The sequence below is a fragment of the Pedobacter paludisoli genome (assembly GCF_052344095.1).
Classification (GTDB): domain Bacteria; phylum Bacteroidota; class Bacteroidia; order Sphingobacteriales; family Sphingobacteriaceae; genus Pedobacter.
In genome coordinates this window covers 682,156-703,393 of record NZ_CP179926.1, presented here as the reverse complement: position 1 = coordinate 703,393, position 21,238 = coordinate 682,156, and the positions used below count along the sequence as shown (strand labels likewise).

The following is a 21,238-nucleotide window of genomic DNA, read 5'->3' as shown; positions in this document are numbered from 1 at the left end:
TCGTTAAAAAAAAATACTTGGGTTAGTATCAGTTAATTTATTTCTTAAAACTTTACGCTTGCTCTTTAATCTTTCTGTCATTACGTTTGCGACGGAATTAAGTGGTCATCTGAAGATTTCGGTCTTGGAGATCATATCATTTCTGAAACGGAAGTCAATTCATTTCGGTTTTATGAGAACACCTCAAGCTGATTATTACTAGCTAATTAGGATGCAATTTTAAAATTGTCTATGTGGTCATTTTGCGACGGAATTAGGTGGTCATCACTACCGTATTCTCCACACTTGACCCCTATTCGCCAAATTAGCAACAAATTAAAAATCAATATTTTACAACGAATTTATTTCTGGCGAGACGGGGTCAATCTATCCTGGTTTACCCACATTAACCATATTTTACAATTAAACTAAACTTTCGTTTTCTCAATCTTATTCTTCACTTTGTAAATATCCTTCCATATATCGCCCAGTTTTTCCAATCGCTCTTTCATATTGAAAATCGTAAAATTGTCGATTTTCAAATCCTCGTTTACTTCTTCCCATTGCAGAGGGGCCGAAACGGTAGCTCCAGGTTTGGGTCTCAAGGAATAAGGCGCAACAATGGTTTGCCCTTTTCTGTTCTGCAAATAATCTAAATAGATTTTATGCTTTCGTTTACTCGGACTACGCTCCAAACTTGTGATATCCGGGTGATGTTCGTAAACCAAACCTGCCACATAATGCACAAAGTTTTTAGTGATTTCGTAATCGTATTTCCCCAAAGGAATTACGATATGAATACCCTTAGAGCCCGAAGTTTTCACAAAAGAAGTAATGTTCATTTCATCTAACACTGATTTAGCAGTTAATGCTACTTCAACCACACGATCAAATGAAATTCCATGAGGGTCTAAATCCAAGACTGCAAACAGGGGTTGATCTGGTTTCAAATAGGTACTCATCCAAGGATTAATTTCTATACAGCCCAAATTTACCATCCAAAGCAAGGTTGCTTCATCATTACAGATCAGGTAATCTATCTTTTTATGAAGATGCTCGGATGGGAGCGTTGCGTATTTAATCCAGCTAGGAATTTGCGCGACATTCAAATCCTTCTGAAAAAAACCTGGTTGTGCTATCCCATTGGGATGCCTGTTGAGGGAAAGTGGCCTGTTTTTAAGATGGGGCAAGATATAGGCCGCCATTTCGCAATAATAATTGACCACTTGTCCTTTGGTTATTTTCTCATTGGGCCAATACAACTTATGCTGATTGGTAAATTTTACGGCTTTCCTACCAAATTTAAGAGAAAACTCCTCCTCAGTGTCAACTTTTTTAGCGGCTACGGTTTTTTCCTTAACGATTTCAGAAACTGCCTTATCTTCTCTAATTCCTTTAAAAACAGGATGGCGCAAACGCTGATTTTCCGTCCATTCTAAAAAAGTTACCTCACAAACTACTTTGGGCCTTAGCCAAGTCACCTTTTTTTGCTGCGCCACTTTTTCGTCAATCGGCTTTTCTGTGGTTATAAACGGCTTTAAAATTTCAGTAATTTCTTTTAAAGACTGCTCAGTAAAACCAGTGCCGCAATTACCGATATAACTTAGTTTTCCATTTGTGCCGCTTACGGCCAAAACTAATGCTCCAAAGTAATTTCTTTCTCCCGAGGGTCTGGTAAAACCCACTACTATTGCTTCCTGCGACTGTTGTATTTTGATTTTTTGCCAATAACTGCTCCTCACCCCACTTAGGTAAGTACTTTCTGCGTCTTTAGCCATCACACCTTCCCATCCATTTTTCCTTGCATCCTCTAAAAATTCATTGCCCTTTAATTTAAACGAAGGCACCATTTCTATTGCTTTCTGCTTGTTATTGGCCAAAAGCATTTCCAAGAGTTTTTTGCGCTGTCGTAAAGCCATCATACTTACATCAGCACCATTGATTTGGAGCACGTCAAAAACGGCATAACGTAGATCTACTTTCTTGTCAGAAGGGTCGTAGTGCTGTAAAGCTTGAAAATTGCTCTTATTTTTTTCCCTTACCACAATTTCGCCATCCAAAATGGCATCGATATTCAATTTTTCCAAGGAATTAATGAGGGTTGGATAAGCTTTGCCTAAATCTTTTCCATTTCTGGAAATCAAGGATACCCTATCCTGCTCCACTTTCGCGATTCCCCTATATCCGTCTAGTTTTTCTTCGAAAACCCAATCCTCATCATCCACTACTTGTTTAACTAACTTTGCCAACATGGGTTGCGGAACTTTTTCTTTGGATTTAGGTTTTACGGTAGAAATTACTTTCTCCTTCTTAAAGTCCTTTCCCAGTTTTTTAATCTTTGCCGATACCTCATTTTCTACATCATATTTTTTATCTACGGCATATTTATCTTTATGCTTAATCAACAGCCAAGCATTGTGCTCACTGTCTTTCATTTTCACCAAGGCAAATTCTCCCTTGAGTTTTTTTCCATGCAGTACAAACTTTAAATTACCCTCATCTAAACCTCTATCCAAGCTACTTTTCTTGTGATCTATGGCCTCATAGGTACCTTCATCAAAAATATTCACTACGCCTGCCCCATAGCTTCCTTTCGGTATGGTTCCTTCAAAAGATTTATAGTCATAGGGATGATCTTCTACCATCATGGCCAAACGCTTATCTTTGGGATTAAGGGACGGCCCTTTAGGCACTGCCCAACTCTTTAGCACCCCATTGAGTTCCAACCTAAAATCGTAATGTAAATGGGAGGCATGGTGCCTTTGTACCACAAACGAAAGTTTTCTACCGTCCGTTTTTCCCCCTGTAGGCTCTGTAGTTTGTTTAAAATCCCTCTTTTTAATGTACTTGCTTAAAGACATTTTAAGCTCCTTTCTTGCTCAAACTTTGCATTAATTGTTGGTAAAGATCATCGCTAACACTTTTTTGCGGCAGCATTTTTTTAACCACTACTTTTTTGCCTTTTGCCTTGGCCCTTATCACTTTCATCAGTTCTTTCGTATACTCGTCCTTAAAGGCTCCAATATCAAAATCGCTACTATATTGCTTAATGAGTGCCATTCCCACGGCCAGTTCTTTTGGCTTAATGGTTTGTACCTCAGTTTCTAAATCCTTGAAAGCCCTTATCTCCTCTTCAAAACGAATACGCGTAATTACCAACATATTGCCTAAGGGATGCATGATGCATAGATGTTCATTATTGCGCAGTACAAACCGGGCCAAACCTGCTTTTTTTGATTTTTGTAATGCTTTTAATAACAGTGAATAGGCTTTTTTCCCTTGTGGCTCTGGCTGTGTGTAATACGAAGTTTCGTAATAAATCGGATTGATGTCGGCTATATCTACAAAATTCTCCAATTCTATCAGTTTAGTTTTTTCAGGCATCGCCTGTGCAAAGTCTTCATCTTCCAGTACCACATAGTTATCTTTTAACAAATAGCCTTTTACAATACGCTCATAAGGCACCTCTTTTCCACTTTTCTCGCTAATACGTTGGTATTTGATTTTTGAGAGGTCTTTACCATCAAGCATGTCTAAATCCAAATGGCTACTTTGTACCGCTGAATACAATTTCACTGGAATATTTACAAGTCCAAATCCAATTGCTCCTTTCCAAATCGACTTCATTACTTTCTTTTTAACAAGCGCAGCATCCCATATACTTGCTTGATAAAAAACAGCCGAATCAGCAAATAGTTTGTGAATAAATCACTTACTGAATTACCCCATGCATTACGCCATACCTTATTAACGAGGTCGATTTTTTTTCCAGTCTTATCTAACTGGTTCTCGAAAACCCCACCGCGCAGCGTGGGGCAAGCAAAGTAGGGCTCTGCCCAACTTCCGCTTGCTCCTTTTCCCGAAGAAGGAAAAGGACTTTTCTGCAATGTGCCTACCACTCATGATTCGCTGTTATTGTCCAACAAGGTAACACGGCTGGCAAGGTTCGGATGGTACGACGGTTCGTATTCGATAAGGCCGTTTGCGATCAGCTCGCCCATGCATTTGTGATAGGTCGCATAGGAACGGATGGCCGAATGTTTCATCAGTTCCCGCCTTGAAACCCGAAACTGGTTTTGGCAGGAAGCCCTGTTGTGGTACATGAGTATGGCTGAATATAGGCTGAGGTGCGATTGACGGAAACGCCTGTTCCCGCTGGCAAGCTTCAGAAAGCTCGCCAGTTGTTCTGCCGTTCCCACTACGAATTTCCGATTTCGCCCAACAACTGTTCTATGTCGGCATGTGCATAATAGAATATGCCGCCGATCTTTTCATAGGGAAGTATTCCCTTTATGCGAAGGTTCTGCAAGGTGCCAGATGAAATCTTCAATAGCTTCCTTACCTCCGAACTTCGAAGGAATTGTTTGTTGGTTACCGTTTCATCGGTTCTGATGGTCTGTTTGATCTCCGCTATAAGTTCGGACTTGAACCTTTGAAGCTCTTCGCTCGTTAAGATCTCGATCTGCATAATGCCTCCGTTTTTAAGTTTACGGAAGCAAATTTGTAGCGGGAAATGGTCGAAACAATGACCAGCGAGTTGGGCTGGTCATATACAGTGGATGAATTGCCTGCTATTTTTTGGCAGGTTCTATTGGTATAACTTTGAAAAGCTGATGCTCTGGCTGTATTGATGTACCTTTGATAGTAACATCCCCTTTTTTGTCAACAAAGTAGTTTCGAGCGGTTTCGATGGGAATATCCTTACCGCCGTGTGAGAAATGTTTGGCAATCATCTTAGCATACGGGATTTTGTGGTCGCTTTTTATAAATTTCCTGCCCGAAGGAAGTTGCAGTTCTCGCAATTGTTGAATAACATCGATGAAAGTTGGCAGATGTCCATCATCAATCAGGATCTTCAGTGAAACTTCATATTGATTCAACTCCGCCAATTCAGCATTTAGTTTTTCGATTTCTTGTTTCTGGTTCCAAATAACGTCATCCTTTTCGGCGATAACAATGTTAGACGGTCTGGCATTCCATTGGTCTAAGTTCTTCAAGTATTTTTGGAACTGTTGGAGTTTTGCGAGGTTCTGCCTGTGCATGCCGTGGTTATTTGAAAAAGGATCTTGCATTTCGAAATGTTTAATCCTTGACTGAACGATCTGCCAGACATGGCGGAAAAAATCTTCTTTACTAATTAAGTTGTTGCCTGTAGCATAGTTTAAATGATAATCATAATAATTAGAGAACTCCTTTTCATCAATTCTATAGATTTTTAGCAGAAAATGGTTGTCATCATGGTTGTGCCATAGACCCATGAAGGTTCCAAGATCATAGGGGTGGGAAGAAAACGAAAAAGATGCGCGTGGTTTAAAAAAGCTTTTCATTGGCATATACTTTCAAAAGTTAATTAACATAATTATAGAGCTTAATTTCCTTAATTAAAACGGATAGGATCTGAACTTTAATATAATAACAATCCATGAATATCACTAAGCAAAGCTACTCTCTTAATCCTTTCGTGATATCTTCGATAGGATCTAGGCGTTCATTGGCATTCTTTAAATGTAGATTATAGTTAAGTTCGCCAAGATATTCAGGACTACCGATATTAGGGTAACATGAATTCCATAAGTTCAAAGATAATTCTATTGATATCTTTGAAAAATCCTCAGCTTTCTGCACCCAATCTTTATTCTTTAGCCAAATATTTGTCTTTATAGGCGAATAGTGTACAGCCGCATTTCGTAATTCTTCGTAATCGCTGAAGAAGGACTTAGCACATTCTGGCATTTGGATTTCGTCAGAGAGAATTAGTACCGCTCTTTTATCTGTTCTGATAATTTTTTGGAATAATTCCATTTTTGATCGAAGCATCAAATATCTTCCTTTTTTCTTTCCTAAAAGAACTTCCTTTTGGTCTTCGGAAAGTGTAGATTCATTTCTCTTTAGATAACTGAAGCCTATACTATTTACAAAGGCTTCTACAAATGCGTAAAAGCTGACAATGGTAAGTCTTGAGTAGCTTGAAACTTCATACTTCTGATCAGTTAGTTTCGTATAGGTTTTCGGGTCAAATTCCTTTTCACCTATTTTGCTTAGCTTTTCAGTCTGCTGCTGGCCATACATCTGCATAATTTTGTAGTTCCGCGCGGACTTTGCGAGCATATTAAAAGCATCTTTTAATAATCCTTCTTCTTCTATGGCGAAATGTCTTTTATGAACACCTATTCCCAGTCTAAATTGAAATGGTACATAATTATAAAGTCGAAAATTTCGGAGATCAAAAATTCCCTCTAACCAACCGTAATTAATACCATAACTGTAAATCTCTCCACCATCGTTGAGGAGGAGGCTCCAGTTGGCAGCTATTTCGGAAATTGGAAGAAGTGGAGGATAGATTTTGCTAAATTCATATACATACCTATCCAGTTGATCGTTTATTTCCTTTAACCGGTTTGAAATTTCATTATCTGTAGAAGTCTTAAAAAACTTATAGATATCATCGGTCATATCAAGAAAAGACATATAATCTGCTTCGGGGGCAAATGCAGATATCAGTCTCACAAACATAGCCTTATCCCAAGATTTATTGACACTTATTTCAAGAGGATCCATTTGATGTTTAATTTGTTGGTTGTTGTTTTAAGTTCTGCCAGACGAACTTTAGCCATAGCACACCAATATCTTGAACTGTTTAATTGCTCTGCTTAAAAATTATGACTGGCTAATAAAAAATGACCATTATTGATGTTAGCAATTATAGATATATCTAATTTGATTTTTGGATATATTTGTTCTGCAAGATATTGATTATAAATTACCTCTCATTCTAATTTACAGTCATTATTGGAGCAAATTAAAGTAGCTTAAAATTAACCTCGATGGAATCCAAATTTATTGTTGATCAAGAAATTAAACTTGACGAAAACACAGACTTTTTAAACACACGCGTTTATGCGGAATCGCTAAGGATGATGATAGACCGCGTTCCCTCAAATAAATCATTCACTATTGGTTTGTTCGGGGAATGGGGGAGCGGAAAATCAAGTGTCATTAAAACCATTCGTGAAAAGTTAGAACATAATACTTCTTCGCCAACGAAATTCGCGATATTCGACGCTTGGAAATACAATGGGGATGCATTTCGACGAAGCTTCATTCTTTCGTTGGGAGAGCAGCTTACTGTTGAATTGAATAAATATGAGCATAATCTTTATGAGAATGTAACTGAAAAGGTTCAAAAATTAAAGTTCAAAATCCCAACCATTTTTTATATAACGGCATCTATTCTCTTAATCCTTTTCGGGTTGTCTTATATTTTTTTTCCAGGATTTAAGGACTTCCTTATTAAATTTGTTGCTTTTTCATCACTTATCGTTGGCAATTCTATTGTAGCGCTTGTCTTGGTTAAAATCTATAAAGATGACGCACTTAAAGAAGTTTTGAGCATACTTGGTGATTTTTTATATAGCAAGTATGATGTTGAAAAACCATTGTTATTTTCTCCGGAACAGTTTTCAAAATCATTCGGAGAACTTTTATCCAAAGCCTCACCAAATAATGAGCGGATAATAATTGTGGTAGATAATATAGACCGTTGTGAAAAGGATTATGCGTGTGAGCTATTAAGTACGATCAAAGGATTTTTAGAACATAAAGAAAATGTGCTGTTCATCCTTCCTGTTGATGATGGAGCCCTAAAAAAGCATGTCAGAGATTCTTTTAAGGCCTCAGATAGAGATGCTGACGAGTTTTTAAGGAAATTCTTCAATGTTAATCTTCGGATCAAACCTTATACGCCAGTAGAGATTTTCAATTTTGCAAAAAAAATTAATGACAAATATCAGCTGCAGTTTAAGGATGAAACAATAGATTTGGTATCAAAGGAGTTTGCTACAAATCCACGAAGGATTGTACAGATGTTTAACAACCTTTCCTCAGAGCTTCTCTGTTTTGATGCCAACTTTTCTAAGGAGTTTGAAACGCAAATAGCAAAACTGCTAATCATTAGAGAAGAGTTCCCTGGTTATTACATGAAGGTCGCAAAAAATCCGTTTATTCTAAATGATAATGGTGAGGAATCCGAATTGAACAAGGAGTCTGTTAACGTGATCAATTTTGTAAATAAAACCCGAGTATTAACCGAAGGTACTGCAATTGGAACTTTCAATAAGATTTTATCTAATTCGGATATTTTCAACGAACTACCGCAGGAAATAGAAAATTATATCGAAGGAGTCAATCTTGAGAAGATAACCGATTTTATCGGTGACGATGCTGGTAAAAAGGAGACAGTAGTAAACTATTTAATCAAAAGTTTACATGATTATGCCGACCGAAAGCTATTCGGAACAACGTACATAAACAGTTTAGATTTGCTAGTTGGAATTGATGAGACCAGTCCGCTTTCAATAGCCATCAACACAAGAATTGAGGAAATTGTAAGACCAAACCTAGCGGAAATGTTAGGCAATAAAAAAAATTACCTTAACTTAATTTCATATAGCAAACGCCTTTTTGAACTGTCAAGGCCTTATCTGAAAACCTTCATGATTACGCATATACAAGAGGGATTGAATAAAGAAGATAAAGATCTTCAATTCCATATCGATGCGTTCAAAAAATTTATTGATGTCTATGATGGGGACGAATCCATCTCCGAATTAAGTAGTGTGTATGAAAAAATGTATCCACTGGAAAACAACATTGTAGATATCAGAGAACTGACCTCGTTCCAAGCTTCTCATCTTGTGAGTGTTGCACACAAACTAAGTATCATAAAAATAATCCGATCAATATCAGTTACTGATTCTGCGTTGCAGGAAATCGCATTTCTTCTAGAACATACACTTAATACGGAAGAAATAGAGAACGAAATACTTAAACAATTTAATATTTTAATCGGTGATTTTAGAGGATCATCAAGGGAAGATGTTCTAGCTGTACTGAAGGCAGTAAATCTTGTTCTATCCAAAATGAAATTTCAAAATGGTGAAGAGCTAACTAATTTATTTAAAGTTCTAACTGGCGTAAGGAAGATACCACATCCAAGTTATGCTTCAAACACTTCATATGATAGTGACGAGAATAATGCGGATGATTTGATGAAGGATAGCGAGGGTATGACCGCTTTGAACCAGCTTTTGCTCCAAGTATTTCGGATTGAAAGTACAGTAAACGACACACTATCGATTTTTCAAAAACTACTTTTAGCAGATGGCGGAAGAAAGCTGGTAAATGAAACCTTGGGGATGCTTGTCGCATTAAAAATGGATTTGTCTCCTTTAAAACAGATAATTTTATCTGATAATAGCTTTGATCAGATCCATCTTAATCTGTTGACTTACCTGATTGAATATAAAAACAAGGACGGGTATACTTTGTCATCAGAGGATAGTAAAATAGGGTTAACCTATGTTTTGGAACATTATTTCAACAACACGGAATCTAGGATTATTATAGCGCCATTTCTAGAGTATATTCTCGAAAACCCCGATATGAAAAACATTCTGACCTCGGATATTTCAAATAGAGCAGTTAATGAGGTGATGACACTACCCACAGTATTGAAAAAAACATTTCTCGACTCGGCTCTGTCAGGTGATAAGATTTTTGGCCACCAAAATAACCAACCATTTTTGGAATTTATCGCCAGTGAGGGTGAAAAGACCCATATCCTACAGCTAGTAAAGTTAATAATGAGTTTATTACAAGCCGATAGCACTGTTGATCAGGCAACTACATTGATTCTTAAGACAAACAGTTTTAATAATCGTGATGCAAGCAGATTGAAAAATGAGCTTTTAGGTAAAGATATAGCTACTTTCGATGAAAATAAACTTAAGGCGGCAATAGCTCACTTGAATGGATTTATATCGTAATGGTTAAATAAATTCAGCCCTTGGCAGTCATGCTTTTGATGTATTGATTTGATTTTGAGAAGCAGAATAGTAAGGGTGATGATTAAAGAATGGCGTCGGTCGACCAATTTTTACTGCTTTTATTATGGCATCCTAAATAAATGATTTGTTGGATTTGGAGTTTTTAGCGGTTGAACACACTATAAATTCATAAACCCTGCTTACGTGGCAGGCAAACGAAATAATATGGGAAGTATCGAATACAATGAACGATTCAGTGAATTTGAAAGGTTGAGAAAATCTAGTGGCTACCACAAAAGGGATATTATTATTGAAAATGCCACTTTTGAAATCTTAGATAAGTGGATTAAAAGTCCCGAACTTTTTGATTTTTTCACATCATGTGATGTATCAGGCGGCTATATGATGGACAGGGACGGGAATAAGATGGTGGATAAGGTTTTTTCACAGTTAATGCTTATCGAGCGCCTGGTCGATGGCGGTTTGGCTACCAACAGTTTGTCTTCGTTGGGCGCTTCAGTAAAGAAAGCGGCAGAGAAGTATAAGCCACTATTATATTGGAACGAATCGGGGATGGTTATAGCCTATCTCGACAAGATGGGCATCAAGAATTGGGCTAGATTTATAGAGGATGTTGAAATGGAATGGAACAGTTTCAATGCTTTACAAAAAGCATTTTCGGTTCTCGAAGTTAATTTTGAAGATGTTCTGAATTATTTACGAAAGTTACATTCTGCCACTGGACTTGCTGGAGCTGTTCACCAGGCTTCGCGGACATTGATTGAAAAGCTTTCCATCCAACCTGCTCTTGCAGATAAATTCGATACGGAACTGGAGGTTCTGATTGGTGAAAAATATACAGAGGATTTTATGACCGCTATCATTATCGGATTGGTCTATAAAAAGACCGAAAATTTTGACCTGTTGTTGGACCGTTTAAAGGATCAATTTGGAAATGAAAAACTGTACCTTTTGCTCTGGGCGTTCGGCAGATGTTGCCCTGATGAGAGACGAACGAATTTTAAAGGTTTGATAGAAGCTAAGTTCGATGCTGGAAAGCTTAATAAGGGACAATACCTGAGGCTTTGTGGGATGTGCAAATTTGTGGGAGACGAACTTTGTGCCCTTGCAAAAGAACCCATGAAAAGTGGGGATTTTGAAGGCGTATTTGACTATGTTTATGACCTAATTGCCCTCGAACATAATCAAGAGTGGTTTAGGCTTGCGGCAATCCAACTTTTTACGGTTGATGAACCCAGTTTTCTTGGACAACTAAACCTCTTTTTATATTCACTTTGCGAACACAACCTAGACCTGGTCTATGAACTTTTGACCAAGCGTTTCGAGTCAATGGGCGAACACCAACTCTTGGATAGCAATCTTGACCATATCATCGATTTGGACCATGATCGTTTCCATGTCAACCTCACAAAATGGTTCAATTCTGAAAATCGAAATGTTCACAAGGCTATGTTGAGAATCTGCTCCGGGAGAAATTCCTCAGCGGTTTTTAAGGTTTCCAAGATCTACTTTGGGACGCTTTCGGCTGAGGAAAAGGTGTATATCTGTATAAAGATCGCCGGATTTGTCTATTCGATGGAACAGCTTCAAAGCCTGCTATTTTCGGTTCTAGATGCTGCCTTGCCCGACGACGAGGCACTGCTGACCAATCTCCAAGGAATATTTGTTGATTACCTGGTCTATAATTATAGGTCTACTTTGGATATGATAAAAGACCGATTGAAAGACACCAAGTGCCCTATTCATCAAAGGGATTTTTTGCAGCCAATTGATGATGATTATGAAAACTACTTTAAAAATCTTAATAAGGTAAGGGTATTTAAGGAGCTTCAGTCAGATTCAAAGCTGGAAGAATTCACGCGGTTCTATAAAAACCAGCTCTTTGCTGCATCGATGAAGGAATCTAACACCAAGGGATTTCTATCGATGATGAAATCGGTTAATCTTTATGCGAAGAAATGGGCGATAAGAAGAAAAGAAGAGAAGGTGCACGAGGTTGCTGAACTGGCGTTGATACAGCACTCCTTTGAATTTCCATCGGGTGAGAAGCTTGATCCAACAAGGCAGGAAACGCTACGACGTAACTATCAAAGAATTCAAAAACATGAAATTAATTTTAGCTGAGTACATCAATTCCCTGAAAGAAGATGGGGAATTGGATAAGGTGATCCAGGATATCCTGAGGGCAAATGGAGTGGAGATATTTTCGAGACCAGAAAGAGGCCGTCAGTATGGCGTTGACATTTATGCGGTTGGAAAAGACTTTACCGATGATGGGAAGAAGAAGGTTTTTTTAATCACCGTAAAGCAGGGCGATCTTGACAGGCAGAACTGGAATGGAGAAATCAATAGCGTGAGGCAGTCGCTTGATGATATCAGAGAGGTATTCATACCTAACAACCTCGCTCCACAACATAAAAAACTTCCAATAAAAATCGTCGTCGCTTATAATGGACTAATCAAGCAGAGCATGCAGCAGAATTGGAAAGGCTATACCAGTCAGTATACCAATCTGGATTTTGCACTATGGGAAGGCGATTTTTTAGTGGAACAGTTCCAGCATAACCTTCTGAACGAAAGTGGATTTTCCAATAAATTAAGATCGGCTGTTCGAAAAACCATCATCCATCTTGAAAATAGGGATTATCAATTCGGCGATTTTGTCCAGGTTCTTGATATGTTGGAGGAGGAGTTCAAGACGACTAAATTTAAGAAGACAAAGCTTCGAGTATTGAAGGAAATGAGGCTACTGGTTGCTGTAGTTATCAAATACTGTGATGAAGCCGATAACCTTTTGCACGCTGTGAAATGTTCAGAGAAGTATGTGCTTCGTCTTTGGTCGATGTTCATTTCTGGCAAACCGGAAAAAGAATTTAGTAAAGAGGTCGTGGAAGGTTTTTATCTGCATAGGGATACCTTAGAGAAGTACAACGCCAAATTCTCGTTTATCGTTGACATCAAAGACGGACTGGGCAGATCGGTAGGTGACGCACTATCGTATGTGACTGTGGTGTATGAACAGTTAGGGATTTGGTGTGAAACAGGATTGTTCTATCTGCAGATGTACGAGTTTTTGACAACTGGCGAAGCAGAAAATGCACAGCAAGCGGCAATGATATATAGAGAACGCGCAACCATTCTGGCCTATGAAGCGATCAGGTTGGTCAATAACAACCAAATTTTTTATACGCCAAGGTATGATGACCATTTAATAGAGATACATATGCTATTGATGCTTTTGTACAAGCTTGGTCTGAAACAACAGGCTATTGATATCCTGTTTGGTCTCCATAAACATATTGCCGAGGCATATTCCTTTTCAAGGATTTTTCCGGTTCACAGAGATCTGCGAACTGTTGCCGAACTAGAGGCTAATACCGACGTTCGGATAGGTTACGATTACAATTCGAGCTATCTCTTTACGGTACTTGTTGAATGGTCAATAGTGGTGAACTCCCCTAGGCTATATTCATCGCTATTGGGTGTTAAAGACAAGCTGTTAAAAGAGATTACCTTATTGCTTTGGTTCCCAGATAAAGAAACCGAAATCAAGATCTATACGGAAAACGCCAATAATGATTCTGGATACGCGCTTTCGGGTATCGAGCTTTGCAAATCGATGCCAGAATATAAGGAGCTGGTCGAAGAGGAGTATGACTATAACTGTTTTGAAAAAGAGTTTTCCTTTATCAAAGAAAGTTATTGGGCGATTGGACTTATCGCCTCTAGGCATTTCAGGACGCATGTATTTCCCCATTACTGGAGAAAATTTTTAAAGGATGAGGTACAAAATATTTAACCTTAGTGTTAGAAGAATATGCAGCCTATTGATGATACTATAACCATCAACCTTATTTCTAAACACTTTCTCAAATAACACTACCGCTTCACTATCTTTTTAAGTTAGACTTGTTGAAGCTTGACGATAACAAAGAAAAATTTAAACATTGGTAATTTTTGGGGTCTCGTAAACCGAAGGATATTATTTTAAGTTGACTTAATTTATTGGTTTTAAGAATAAAATCAATAAATTTACCCTATAGCAATTGCAACTAAAAAATACAGACAAAAAGGTGAGTGATTCGGTGAGTCGCTTTTAAAAACCCTTCCAGATAGCCATTAAACGCTGAAAGTTGAACGAAGTTCACATCCCAGCGGAATCACACCAAAGACTATCAAAATGTATAAAGAGGCTGTTCATGAAAAAGGGTAGCCTCTTTGTGTTTTAATATTTAGTGGAATTTTGGACTAAATATCGCATTTGAGAGGTGCCTCAAAATTACTTTAAGAATTGAGCGGTATTTGGCATAATTTAAAAATTAACCGGATTGAGGTTATAAAACAACCTAACAGTAGATTTTGTATGAGATAGGAATAATGGCTATCTTTACATAAAGAATTTGCGTCTTTAAAAATAAAGGTGAGTTTTTGGTGCCTTGAAGCCCAACTAAATATTTAATCAATTGATACACAAACAATTACATCTAAAGGTTCTACTCCCTTCAGCTCCACCAAAATCAGTAACAAAAAACACCAAAAAACATTAAAAACCTGCAAATCAATAACTTGCAGGCTTTTGTTTTTTAGTATTTAGTGGCTTTTTTGACCAAATAACGCATATGCGAGGTGCCTCAAAAGGTGCCTCAGGTTTCTCGGAACACCGAGGCACCTCTTTTGGTATTAAAAAACTGATTATCAACCAGTTTACCTCGTGCACATCTTGACTTTTTTTGACTGCAATCTTAACTTTATTTCACCTTTAAGATTAGTTTTATGAAAAGAAATTTCAGTCTTATCTTCTTTTTTAAGAAAAGAGACACAGACCAAGAGGGCTGTTCATCTGTTTACTTGCGCATTACAATAAACAAAAAACGCGCAGAAGCTGCTACAGGTAAACATTGCATTGATGAAGAATGGGAAAATGGGAAATTCACTGGCCGTACGGCAATGGCAAAAACATTAAACATGTATTTACGCCAGTTGGAATCGAAAGTACACGATGCTCATCGACAACTTCTAATGAGAGGCGAGGAAGTGACAGCGAAAAATTTAATGGACGAATTTCTTGGTAAAGACCAAAAAGCCCACCAACTCACTCAGGTATTCGAAGAACACAATAGACAAATGGCTGGACTAGTTGGTACTGAATTCGCACTGATGACCCTTTTGCGGTACCAAACAGCACTAAGACATTTAAAGCAATTTCTACGAGAAAAATATAAAATTCAGGACATCGATATCAGGAATATTGATCACATGTTTATAGCAGACTATGAATTCTTCCTTCGGACAACTCGGAAATGTAATAATAACTCCGCTGTAAAATACATTAAAAACCTAAAGAAAATAATTAAACGCTGTCTCGCCAATGGATGGCTCACGCGAGATCCTTTCGCCAATTTCAAAGCCAAAATCAAACTTATCGAAAGACCCTGTTTGACAGATGAACAAGTATCATCCTTAGAAATTAGGGAATTTGAGAATGAGAGGTTAGAAAGGGTTAAAGACATATTTCTTTTCAGCTGTTATACGGGACTTGCTTATATCGATATCTATCAATTGAAAAGGTCTCAAATCATAGATAAAAATGGAGATGAAAAGTGGATTATTATCAATAGACAAAAAACAGGTACTCCAACCCGGTTACCATTATTGCCAAAAGCCGTGGCGTTGCTCAGTAAGTATGAAAATCATCCTGTATGCTTTGATCAAGATAAGGCCTTTCCGGTTAGCTCCAACCAAAAAATGAATGCATATCTGAAAGAGATTGCAGATATATGCAACATAAAAATACCTCTCTCCTATCACATTGCGCGCCATACTTTTGCCACAACAATTACTCTTCAAAACGGAGTACCGATAGAAACAGTCAGTAAAATGCTTGGTCACAAAGATATCAGAACAACCCAGCACTACGCCAAAACCCTGGATGTAAAAGTAAGTAGAGATATGGCAATATTGAAAGACAAACTATCGTCTGACAAACCAAAGCCTAAAAACACTATTTATAGTTATACAATCACTAAGTAGAAAAATGAGCGAAATTGCGAAAAAAGTCAAGTGCCTTGAAGATATACCTTAAATAGGCAATACAGAGCAGAAAACACATTCTGCTCTGTAACTTTAAAATGAATATTAACAACACAATCAGTTGATAGAAATATAATTACTACTTTTGTTGCTCCTATATGATTAAGATACTTGCCTGCTATGAATGTAATACTATGATTATTATTGAGCTCTCTATATCTGAAGAGCAAAGTAATCACTGGTTGCACTATGATAGTTTAACTGAAGAATTTACTCGGTTATAGCTTCGTCATAACGATTTCACAAACGAAGTTTCAGAATATTACTTTGAACAAGGTTTTCTCAAATTACGAGACAATACTGCTGTTTATATAAAAAAATTTAATTTCCAGCAACATACTCTAAATAAGGTTCCTATTGGAAAAAAGACCTTAGGGCTAGTTGAAATCTATACAGGAAAAGAAATTCAAAATATTTAGAGATTATTAAAATCCTTTTTTGTCACCCAGGAAACTTTACTACCTAATTTTGGGTGATACGAAGGTTTATAGATGATATAGCCTAAATTAACTAAGCTCTTTATACTCTTATGGTAAGTACTGATTGATGATATTTTACTAATTTTCATCAACTTACTTCGAGAAACTAAAAAGAAAGTTTCAGATTCAGATTGGAGATAGAAAATAAGCAAAGCATAAATAAGTGCAATATCTGTACAGGTTATTCGATTATCCAAAATAATTGCATCTGTTATCCCGTTCAACTTTTTGTTATTTATTATTTTTTCATTTATTAAACTCCTTTCCTTTTTCGTAATATTCAGTTTGTCCGTTTAATAGACTATCCACAATCTTAAAATCATAATAATACACATTCCCGATTTTTGAATATGGAAGTGTACCATTTATCCTTAAATTCTGAAGGGTTCCTTGCGATATTGCCAATATTTGTCGCACTTCTTTTCCTTTTAGATACCTCTTTTTTACAGGTTCCTCAATTTTTACAAACCGCTTAATTTCTTCCAACAATTCGTTTCCGAAAATCACTAGATCTTCCTTAGTTAATATTTCAATACCCATAACTTAAAAATTAAAGCATAACAATACAGGGGACCGAAGTCCCCTATAACCACACATCAATATGTGCTTTAAAACTATCTCGTACGTGACTTTTTTTCTGCTGATGCCATTGCCGGCTCGTTCACCGGCTCTGGCTCTCTAGTCTGATCTTTTTTTTCGATTGTATCGTATCTATCCATAGCTTTGCTATAAACCTGAACCAAATCACGATCAAAAAAATCTAATGTTTTGAACTGTGGATTAGCCGACACAAAGCCGCTCGTTTCCTTTCCGTTTTTCATAAAGGAAACTTCGTGCAGGTTCCCTCTTTCCAAACTCTTTAGCAATTGATCTTTAACCCCTAATTTGTCTAAATCAAGAATTTTAAATTTGTCGACCGTTTCTTTTAAACTAAAACCATACTGTTCACCGTAACTATTCAAAGCATAACCCTTTTCAGGAGTATGATCTTTAAAATCAAGCTTTAGCCAGAGATTTGCCTTTTCTCCACTTTTTAGCACTACATCTTTATTTACGGCTCGACCAGACAGCAAATTATAACTTTCTTTTGCTGTTACGCCTTTCCCTTTATTAATGTAAAAGGTTTGTGAAACTAGATCCGATGCACCAGCTTTTTTAAGCGTAGCCTCCCTCGCTGGTGCGAGTTTGTAACTCGTACCTAAATCATATCTATCTCCAACAAACCCTTTTCCCTCGCTGGTGCGAGTTTTTAACTCGTACCTATATCAAATCCATCTCCAACAACTCTTTTTCTCCAAAAAAAATTGTACGCTACTATATTTTCAATGATAATCTTCTATCACAAAACCTACCTCAAATGGATTAAGATAATATATATCACTTCTTAAAGTAAAATATACCCTTGCTAGGCTTTATATAATCTGGTACGAGTTAAAAACTCGCACCAGCTCAAATTATCTATTAAATTACGCTCGGACTAGCTGAGAGATTTATTAATTGCGATTCTCGCTAAATTATCTTTACTTAATGACTTTTGGCCTAATGGAGTATCTTTAAATTTGTTCCAAAAATATGGTGCATCTCGCGGCCAACCTAAGCTGTTATAACTTGTCGGATTAGTCGCACCAGACATATCAACCAAATTATCAGCATGAAAAAGATTAAGAGTAGGATCGCTTTTATATGCAAATTTGTATCCATTTTTATATGGCTCTAAGCCATCTAAATCGATAGCCTCAATAGGCATATTTCCAGCAAAAGAATATGGTGTATAATAGGCATAGTCCTTAACCAACGGATCCACAGACAAGAACCTTCCAATCCTCGGATCATAGATCCTCATCCCATAGTCCTGCTGGTTCCCCGCGCCCTTAACCTCATTATCATTTTCCTTACCATTAAAACCATAACGGTAGGCGGTCGCTCCACTAGCGGTAAAACTACGTTCGCTCATCGCCATACCAAAGGCATAGTAATCACTAGCGGTTAACACGTCGGCCTTATAGCCTCCGCTCACTTGCAAGCGGTTATCGCTAATGGTTGCCATTGTATTGCCCAAATGGTTGCTCAACTCATAAGCTATCTTCCCGGTCTGGTCCCATACAGAACCTCCGTTCTGCGAAGCTAAGTTAATGTTTGGTTTCCAAATTCCCAAACGGCTACTGCCATATAAGGTCTGCTCGCGCCAGTTGTTGGTACCTGCCGCATTGTCGTACAAGGCCAATGCATTGCCTTGCGCATCGCGTACATACCAGGTGGTTAAGCCGTTGGCTGTTTTACTAATGCGGTTACCGCTTGCGTCGTAGCTATAGCTAATGTTGCCACTGTTTTTAGTGATTTGTTTTATCTTTCTGTATACACTCCATTGGATATCGCTAATCCCTTCGGCTGCATCCCCCTCGCTGGTGCGAGTTTTTAACTCGTACCTAAATCAAATCTATCTCCAACAAACCCTTTTCTCCTAAAAAATCTATAGCACTACTATACTTCCAATGATAATCTTCTGTCACAAAACCCGCCTCAACTGGATTGTTATGAATATAATCTATTTTCTGATCTATTACTGCGTTAGACCATAGCTCTATCGGCTTATTATGCTGCTGCCAAAACTAGCCATTTCTTACATTACTATTTTTTTCTCCAGCTCGGTTAAACATCCAAAGCATACACTCTCTACGGCTTTCTTGCATGTTTTCGGCAATCTCTTTTTGCATTTTTTTAGAAGTATGTACTTTAAAATCTCGTAAAATATCGCCAGGGTTATTGTTTTTTGCTCTAAATATTAAATGCACATGGCTTGGCATTATACACCAACAATAAATTTCCATACCTTTATTTTTTCTGCAAAAATCTAAACTTTCGATCAAAATGTTAACATATTGCTCTCTAACAAAAACATCAATCCAGTAAACAGTTTCAAAACTTACAAAATATAAACCTTCTTTATTATAGAATTTGTATTTACGGCTCATTTAGCTTCTTTACTGAATACAATAAAAAACTAAAATAGTAAAAAAGCATAACTGCTAGGCTTTGTACTTTTAGACATTAGGCTATCTATTTTCGTACGAGTTAAAAACTCGCACCAGCAGAAATTATCTATTTTTTACGGGGGCTAGCGAGGGAAAATCGCCAGGCCAAGATTATTTTAATGCACAAGTCAGCCAACCCGCAAGCACCATGCACTAAGACTTGCGCTAGTGAAAGCGGGAGCTGGAGATGACACCTAATCTCATTTCTATTCCATTAACATCAATATTATTTACCAATTTTCCGTTTTCAACAAGTGAAATTTTTGATTTAATTTTCAAAGTATATTCATAATCTTTAGAATCAAAAAAAACATACTCATATTCATCATCATAAATATTAAAACCCTCATTACAATATTTGTAAGCGGCAAATAAGTCTTCAAAAGTTAAGCCTAGATCCTTCCCACCAAAACCAACTGTCTCCAATCTACCTTCATTTAGAAAAAGCCAAAACACTTTAAAAATTGGATGTTTAGGCGTTAGAAAGAAAGTTCCAAACCCATTATTAGTAAATACATTACCAAATTCAGCTATAACATTCCCAATATTAGTTTGGTTCTTTAAAAGATAGAGAGCAATAACTTCAATCCTCTCAACGCTTAACTTATCTAATTTAATCATACGTCTAATTCTTTTTTACTCCAGTCTTAAACAATTGAGTTTCCCCTCCCTTTGTTGAGATTACTTGTCCAGGTTTTGACCAAGTATCTAGGATATCACTTGTTGTGCTTTTTAAAAACTTCGTGTCTTCACCCAGTACAATATTAACCTTAACCCTTCCTTCTAGAGAAATACCGAGTTTAGTAGGATCTGCACCTGGTAGTGTATAATAATCACCAGGTATAGTAGCTCCTGTTGTTTTGTCAACCTGAAGCCATTGTTCTAATACTGTACCTTTTTTATATGTAGTTGTTTGAACAGGCTTCGAAAAATCTATCCCACTCATATGATTAGCAGCTCTGCCTTCAGGATAACCTTCTGCTAAATAAAAAGATTTAGCTAAATTAATTCTTCTTCCTGTCAAATTTGCTAATTCGCCAACACCCCAAAAAATCTTACCTAAAGCAACACCAGTTCCATAGGCAAAAACAGCTTGACTTATTGCATTTCGTGAATCCTTTTCTTGCTGAATACGCCCTTCTACAGTCTTAGCTTTATTATCATTAAATCCACTAAAAAATTGTGCTCCAAGAAAAAACTGAGATACTTTACCTCCAGTAAAATATAAATCTGCTGCAACCGCTGACGCAGTAGTAACTGCAATCAGACCTTTTTTATGACCTTCTCTTAATCCTTTATTAAAGTTATCGCGTTCACTGGCCGGAACTCCTTGTAGGGCGCCAGCCCATGAACCTTCTAATCCATCTAAATCAATAGCTTGAATAGGGCTATTGCTTGCGAACTGATATGGAGTCAGCATGGGATAATTTGCAGTTATCGGATCCACACTCAGAAACTTCCCGATCCTCGGGTCATAGATCCGCATCCCGTAATCCTGCTGCTTACCTGGTCCTTTTACCTCGTTATCGTTTTCCTTGCCGTTAAAGCCATAACGGTAAGCACTAGCTGTCGAGTTAATAAAACTACGCTCGCTCATCGCCATACCAAAAGCATAGTAATCACCCGCGGTTAATACATCGGATTTATAGCCTCCACTTACTTGTACACGGTTATCGCTAATGGTTGCCATTGTATTGCCCAAATGGTTGCTCAACTCATAGGCTATCTTCCCGGTCTGGTTCCATACAGAACCTCCGTTCTGCGAAGCTAAGTTAATGTTTGGTTTCCAAATTCCCAAACGACTACTGCCATA

General features: G+C 37.4%; 15 protein-coding genes. 4 read left to right on the top strand and 11 right to left on the bottom strand.

The annotated features are described in order from the left end of the window. Positions 1-407: 407 nt before the first annotated feature. From ligD to ACJVDK_RS02755, 5 genes are all read right to left on the bottom strand, one after another. Positions 408-2,840, bottom strand: a complete 2,433-nt coding sequence (ligD, locus tag ACJVDK_RS02775) for a DNA ligase D (protein ID WP_443938763.1) — start codon at positions 2,838-2,840, stop codon at positions 408-410. 1 nt (position 2,841) lies between these two features. Beyond that, positions 2,842-3,606 carry a non-homologous end joining protein Ku gene (gene ku, locus ACJVDK_RS02770; protein WP_443938762.1) on the bottom strand — a complete coding sequence of 255 codons (765 nt, stop codon included), beginning with the start codon at positions 3,604-3,606 and terminating at the stop codon, positions 2,842-2,844. Between the two features lie 571 nt (positions 3,607-4,177). Continuing rightward, positions 4,178-4,447, bottom strand: a complete 270-nt coding sequence (locus ACJVDK_RS02765) for a helix-turn-helix domain-containing protein (protein ID WP_443938761.1) — start codon at positions 4,445-4,447, stop codon at positions 4,178-4,180. Positions 4,448-4,550: 103 nt separating this feature from the next. After that, on the bottom strand, positions 4,551-5,306 hold the full coding sequence (locus ACJVDK_RS02760) for a hypothetical protein (protein ID WP_443938760.1): 756 nt from the start codon (positions 5,304-5,306) through the stop codon (positions 4,551-4,553). A gap of 115 nt (positions 5,307-5,421) precedes the next feature. Next, entirely contained in the window at positions 5,422-6,537 is a 1,116-nt protein-coding gene (locus ACJVDK_RS02755) for a hypothetical protein (protein WP_443938759.1), read from the bottom strand. Positions 6,538-6,803: 266 nt separating this feature from the next. Here ACJVDK_RS02755 and ACJVDK_RS02750 point away from each other — a divergent pair, with 266 nt between their 5' ends. From ACJVDK_RS02750 to ACJVDK_RS02735, 4 genes are all read left to right on the top strand, one after another. Continuing rightward, positions 6,804-9,803, top strand: coding sequence for a KAP family P-loop NTPase fold protein (locus tag ACJVDK_RS02750; protein ID WP_443938758.1), 3,000 nt, complete (start codon positions 6,804-6,806; stop codon positions 9,801-9,803). A 204-nt stretch (positions 9,804-10,007) separates the two neighbouring features. Next, positions 10,008-11,948, top strand: a complete 1,941-nt coding sequence (locus tag ACJVDK_RS02745) for a hypothetical protein (RefSeq protein ID WP_443938757.1) — start codon at positions 10,008-10,010, stop codon at positions 11,946-11,948. Further along, on the top strand, positions 11,929-13,623 hold the full coding sequence (locus ACJVDK_RS02740; protein WP_443938756.1) for a hypothetical protein: 1,695 nt from the start codon (positions 11,929-11,931) through the stop codon (positions 13,621-13,623). Before ACJVDK_RS02745 ends, ACJVDK_RS02740 begins: the two co-directional genes overlap by 20 nt. A gap of 974 nt (positions 13,624-14,597) precedes the next feature. Then, positions 14,598-15,854 (top strand): site-specific integrase, encoded by a 1,257-nt coding sequence (locus ACJVDK_RS02735; RefSeq protein ID WP_443938755.1) that lies wholly within the window; start codon positions 14,598-14,600, stop codon positions 15,852-15,854. Between the two features lie 785 nt (positions 15,855-16,639). Here ACJVDK_RS02735 and ACJVDK_RS02730 read toward each other — a convergent pair. The 6 genes from ACJVDK_RS02730 to ACJVDK_RS02705 form a co-directional block, all read right to left on the bottom strand. Beyond that, entirely contained in the window at positions 16,640-16,933 is a 294-nt protein-coding gene (locus tag ACJVDK_RS02730; protein ID WP_443938754.1) for a helix-turn-helix domain-containing protein, read from the bottom strand. A gap of 74 nt (positions 16,934-17,007) precedes the next feature. Then, complete coding sequence (locus ACJVDK_RS02725; RefSeq protein WP_443938753.1) at positions 17,008-17,466, bottom strand: hypothetical protein; 459 nt, start codon at positions 17,464-17,466, stop codon at positions 17,008-17,010. A 404-nt stretch (positions 17,467-17,870) separates the two neighbouring features. Beyond that, complete coding sequence (locus ACJVDK_RS02720) at positions 17,871-18,617, bottom strand: RHS repeat domain-containing protein (protein ID WP_443938752.1); 747 nt, start codon at positions 18,615-18,617, stop codon at positions 17,871-17,873. A 385-nt stretch (positions 18,618-19,002) separates the two neighbouring features. Further along, complete coding sequence (locus ACJVDK_RS02715; RefSeq protein WP_443938751.1) at positions 19,003-19,365, bottom strand: transposase; 363 nt, start codon at positions 19,363-19,365, stop codon at positions 19,003-19,005. Positions 19,366-19,590: 225 nt separating this feature from the next. Continuing rightward, a complete protein-coding gene (locus tag ACJVDK_RS02710; protein ID WP_443938750.1) occupies positions 19,591-20,046 on the bottom strand; it encodes a hypothetical protein in 456 nt (151 codons plus the stop codon). Between the two features lie 4 nt (positions 20,047-20,050). Next, positions 20,051-21,223: an RHS repeat-associated core domain-containing protein gene (locus ACJVDK_RS02705; protein ID WP_443938749.1), complete on the bottom strand. Its 1,173-nt coding sequence runs from the start codon at positions 21,221-21,223 to the stop codon at positions 20,051-20,053. Positions 21,224-21,238: the final 15 nt, after the last annotated feature.

Bases quoted from the DNA above. Each gene is read 5' to 3' on its own strand.
- ligD (WP_443938763.1), bottom strand. From the start codon at position 2,840: ATGTCTTTAAGCAAGTACATTAAAAAGAGGGATTTTAAACAAACTACA.
- ku (WP_443938762.1), bottom strand. From the start codon at position 3,606: ATGAAGTCGATTTGGAAAGGAGCAATTGGATTTGGACTTGTAAATATT.
- ACJVDK_RS02765 (WP_443938761.1), bottom strand. From the start codon at position 4,447: ATGCAGATCGAGATCTTAACGAGCGAAGAGCTTCAAAGGTTCAAGTCC.
- ACJVDK_RS02760 (WP_443938760.1), bottom strand. From the start codon at position 5,306: ATGAAAAGCTTTTTTAAACCACGCGCATCTTTTTCGTTTTCTTCCCAC.
- ACJVDK_RS02755 (WP_443938759.1), bottom strand. From the start codon at position 6,537: ATGGATCCTCTTGAAATAAGTGTCAATAAATCTTGGGATAAGGCTATG.
- ACJVDK_RS02750 (WP_443938758.1), top strand. From the start codon at position 6,804: ATGGAATCCAAATTTATTGTTGATCAAGAAATTAAACTTGACGAAAAC.
- ACJVDK_RS02740 (WP_443938756.1), top strand. From the start codon at position 11,929: ATGAAATTAATTTTAGCTGAGTACATCAATTCCCTGAAAGAAGATGGG.
- ACJVDK_RS02735 (WP_443938755.1), top strand. From the start codon at position 14,598: ATGAAAAGAAATTTCAGTCTTATCTTCTTTTTTAAGAAAAGAGACACA.
- ACJVDK_RS02730 (WP_443938754.1), bottom strand. From the start codon at position 16,933: ATGGGTATTGAAATATTAACTAAGGAAGATCTAGTGATTTTCGGAAAC.
- ACJVDK_RS02715 (WP_443938751.1), bottom strand. From the start codon at position 19,365: ATGAGCCGTAAATACAAATTCTATAATAAAGAAGGTTTATATTTTGTA.
- ACJVDK_RS02710 (WP_443938750.1), bottom strand. From the start codon at position 20,046: ATGATTAAATTAGATAAGTTAAGCGTTGAGAGGATTGAAGTTATTGCT.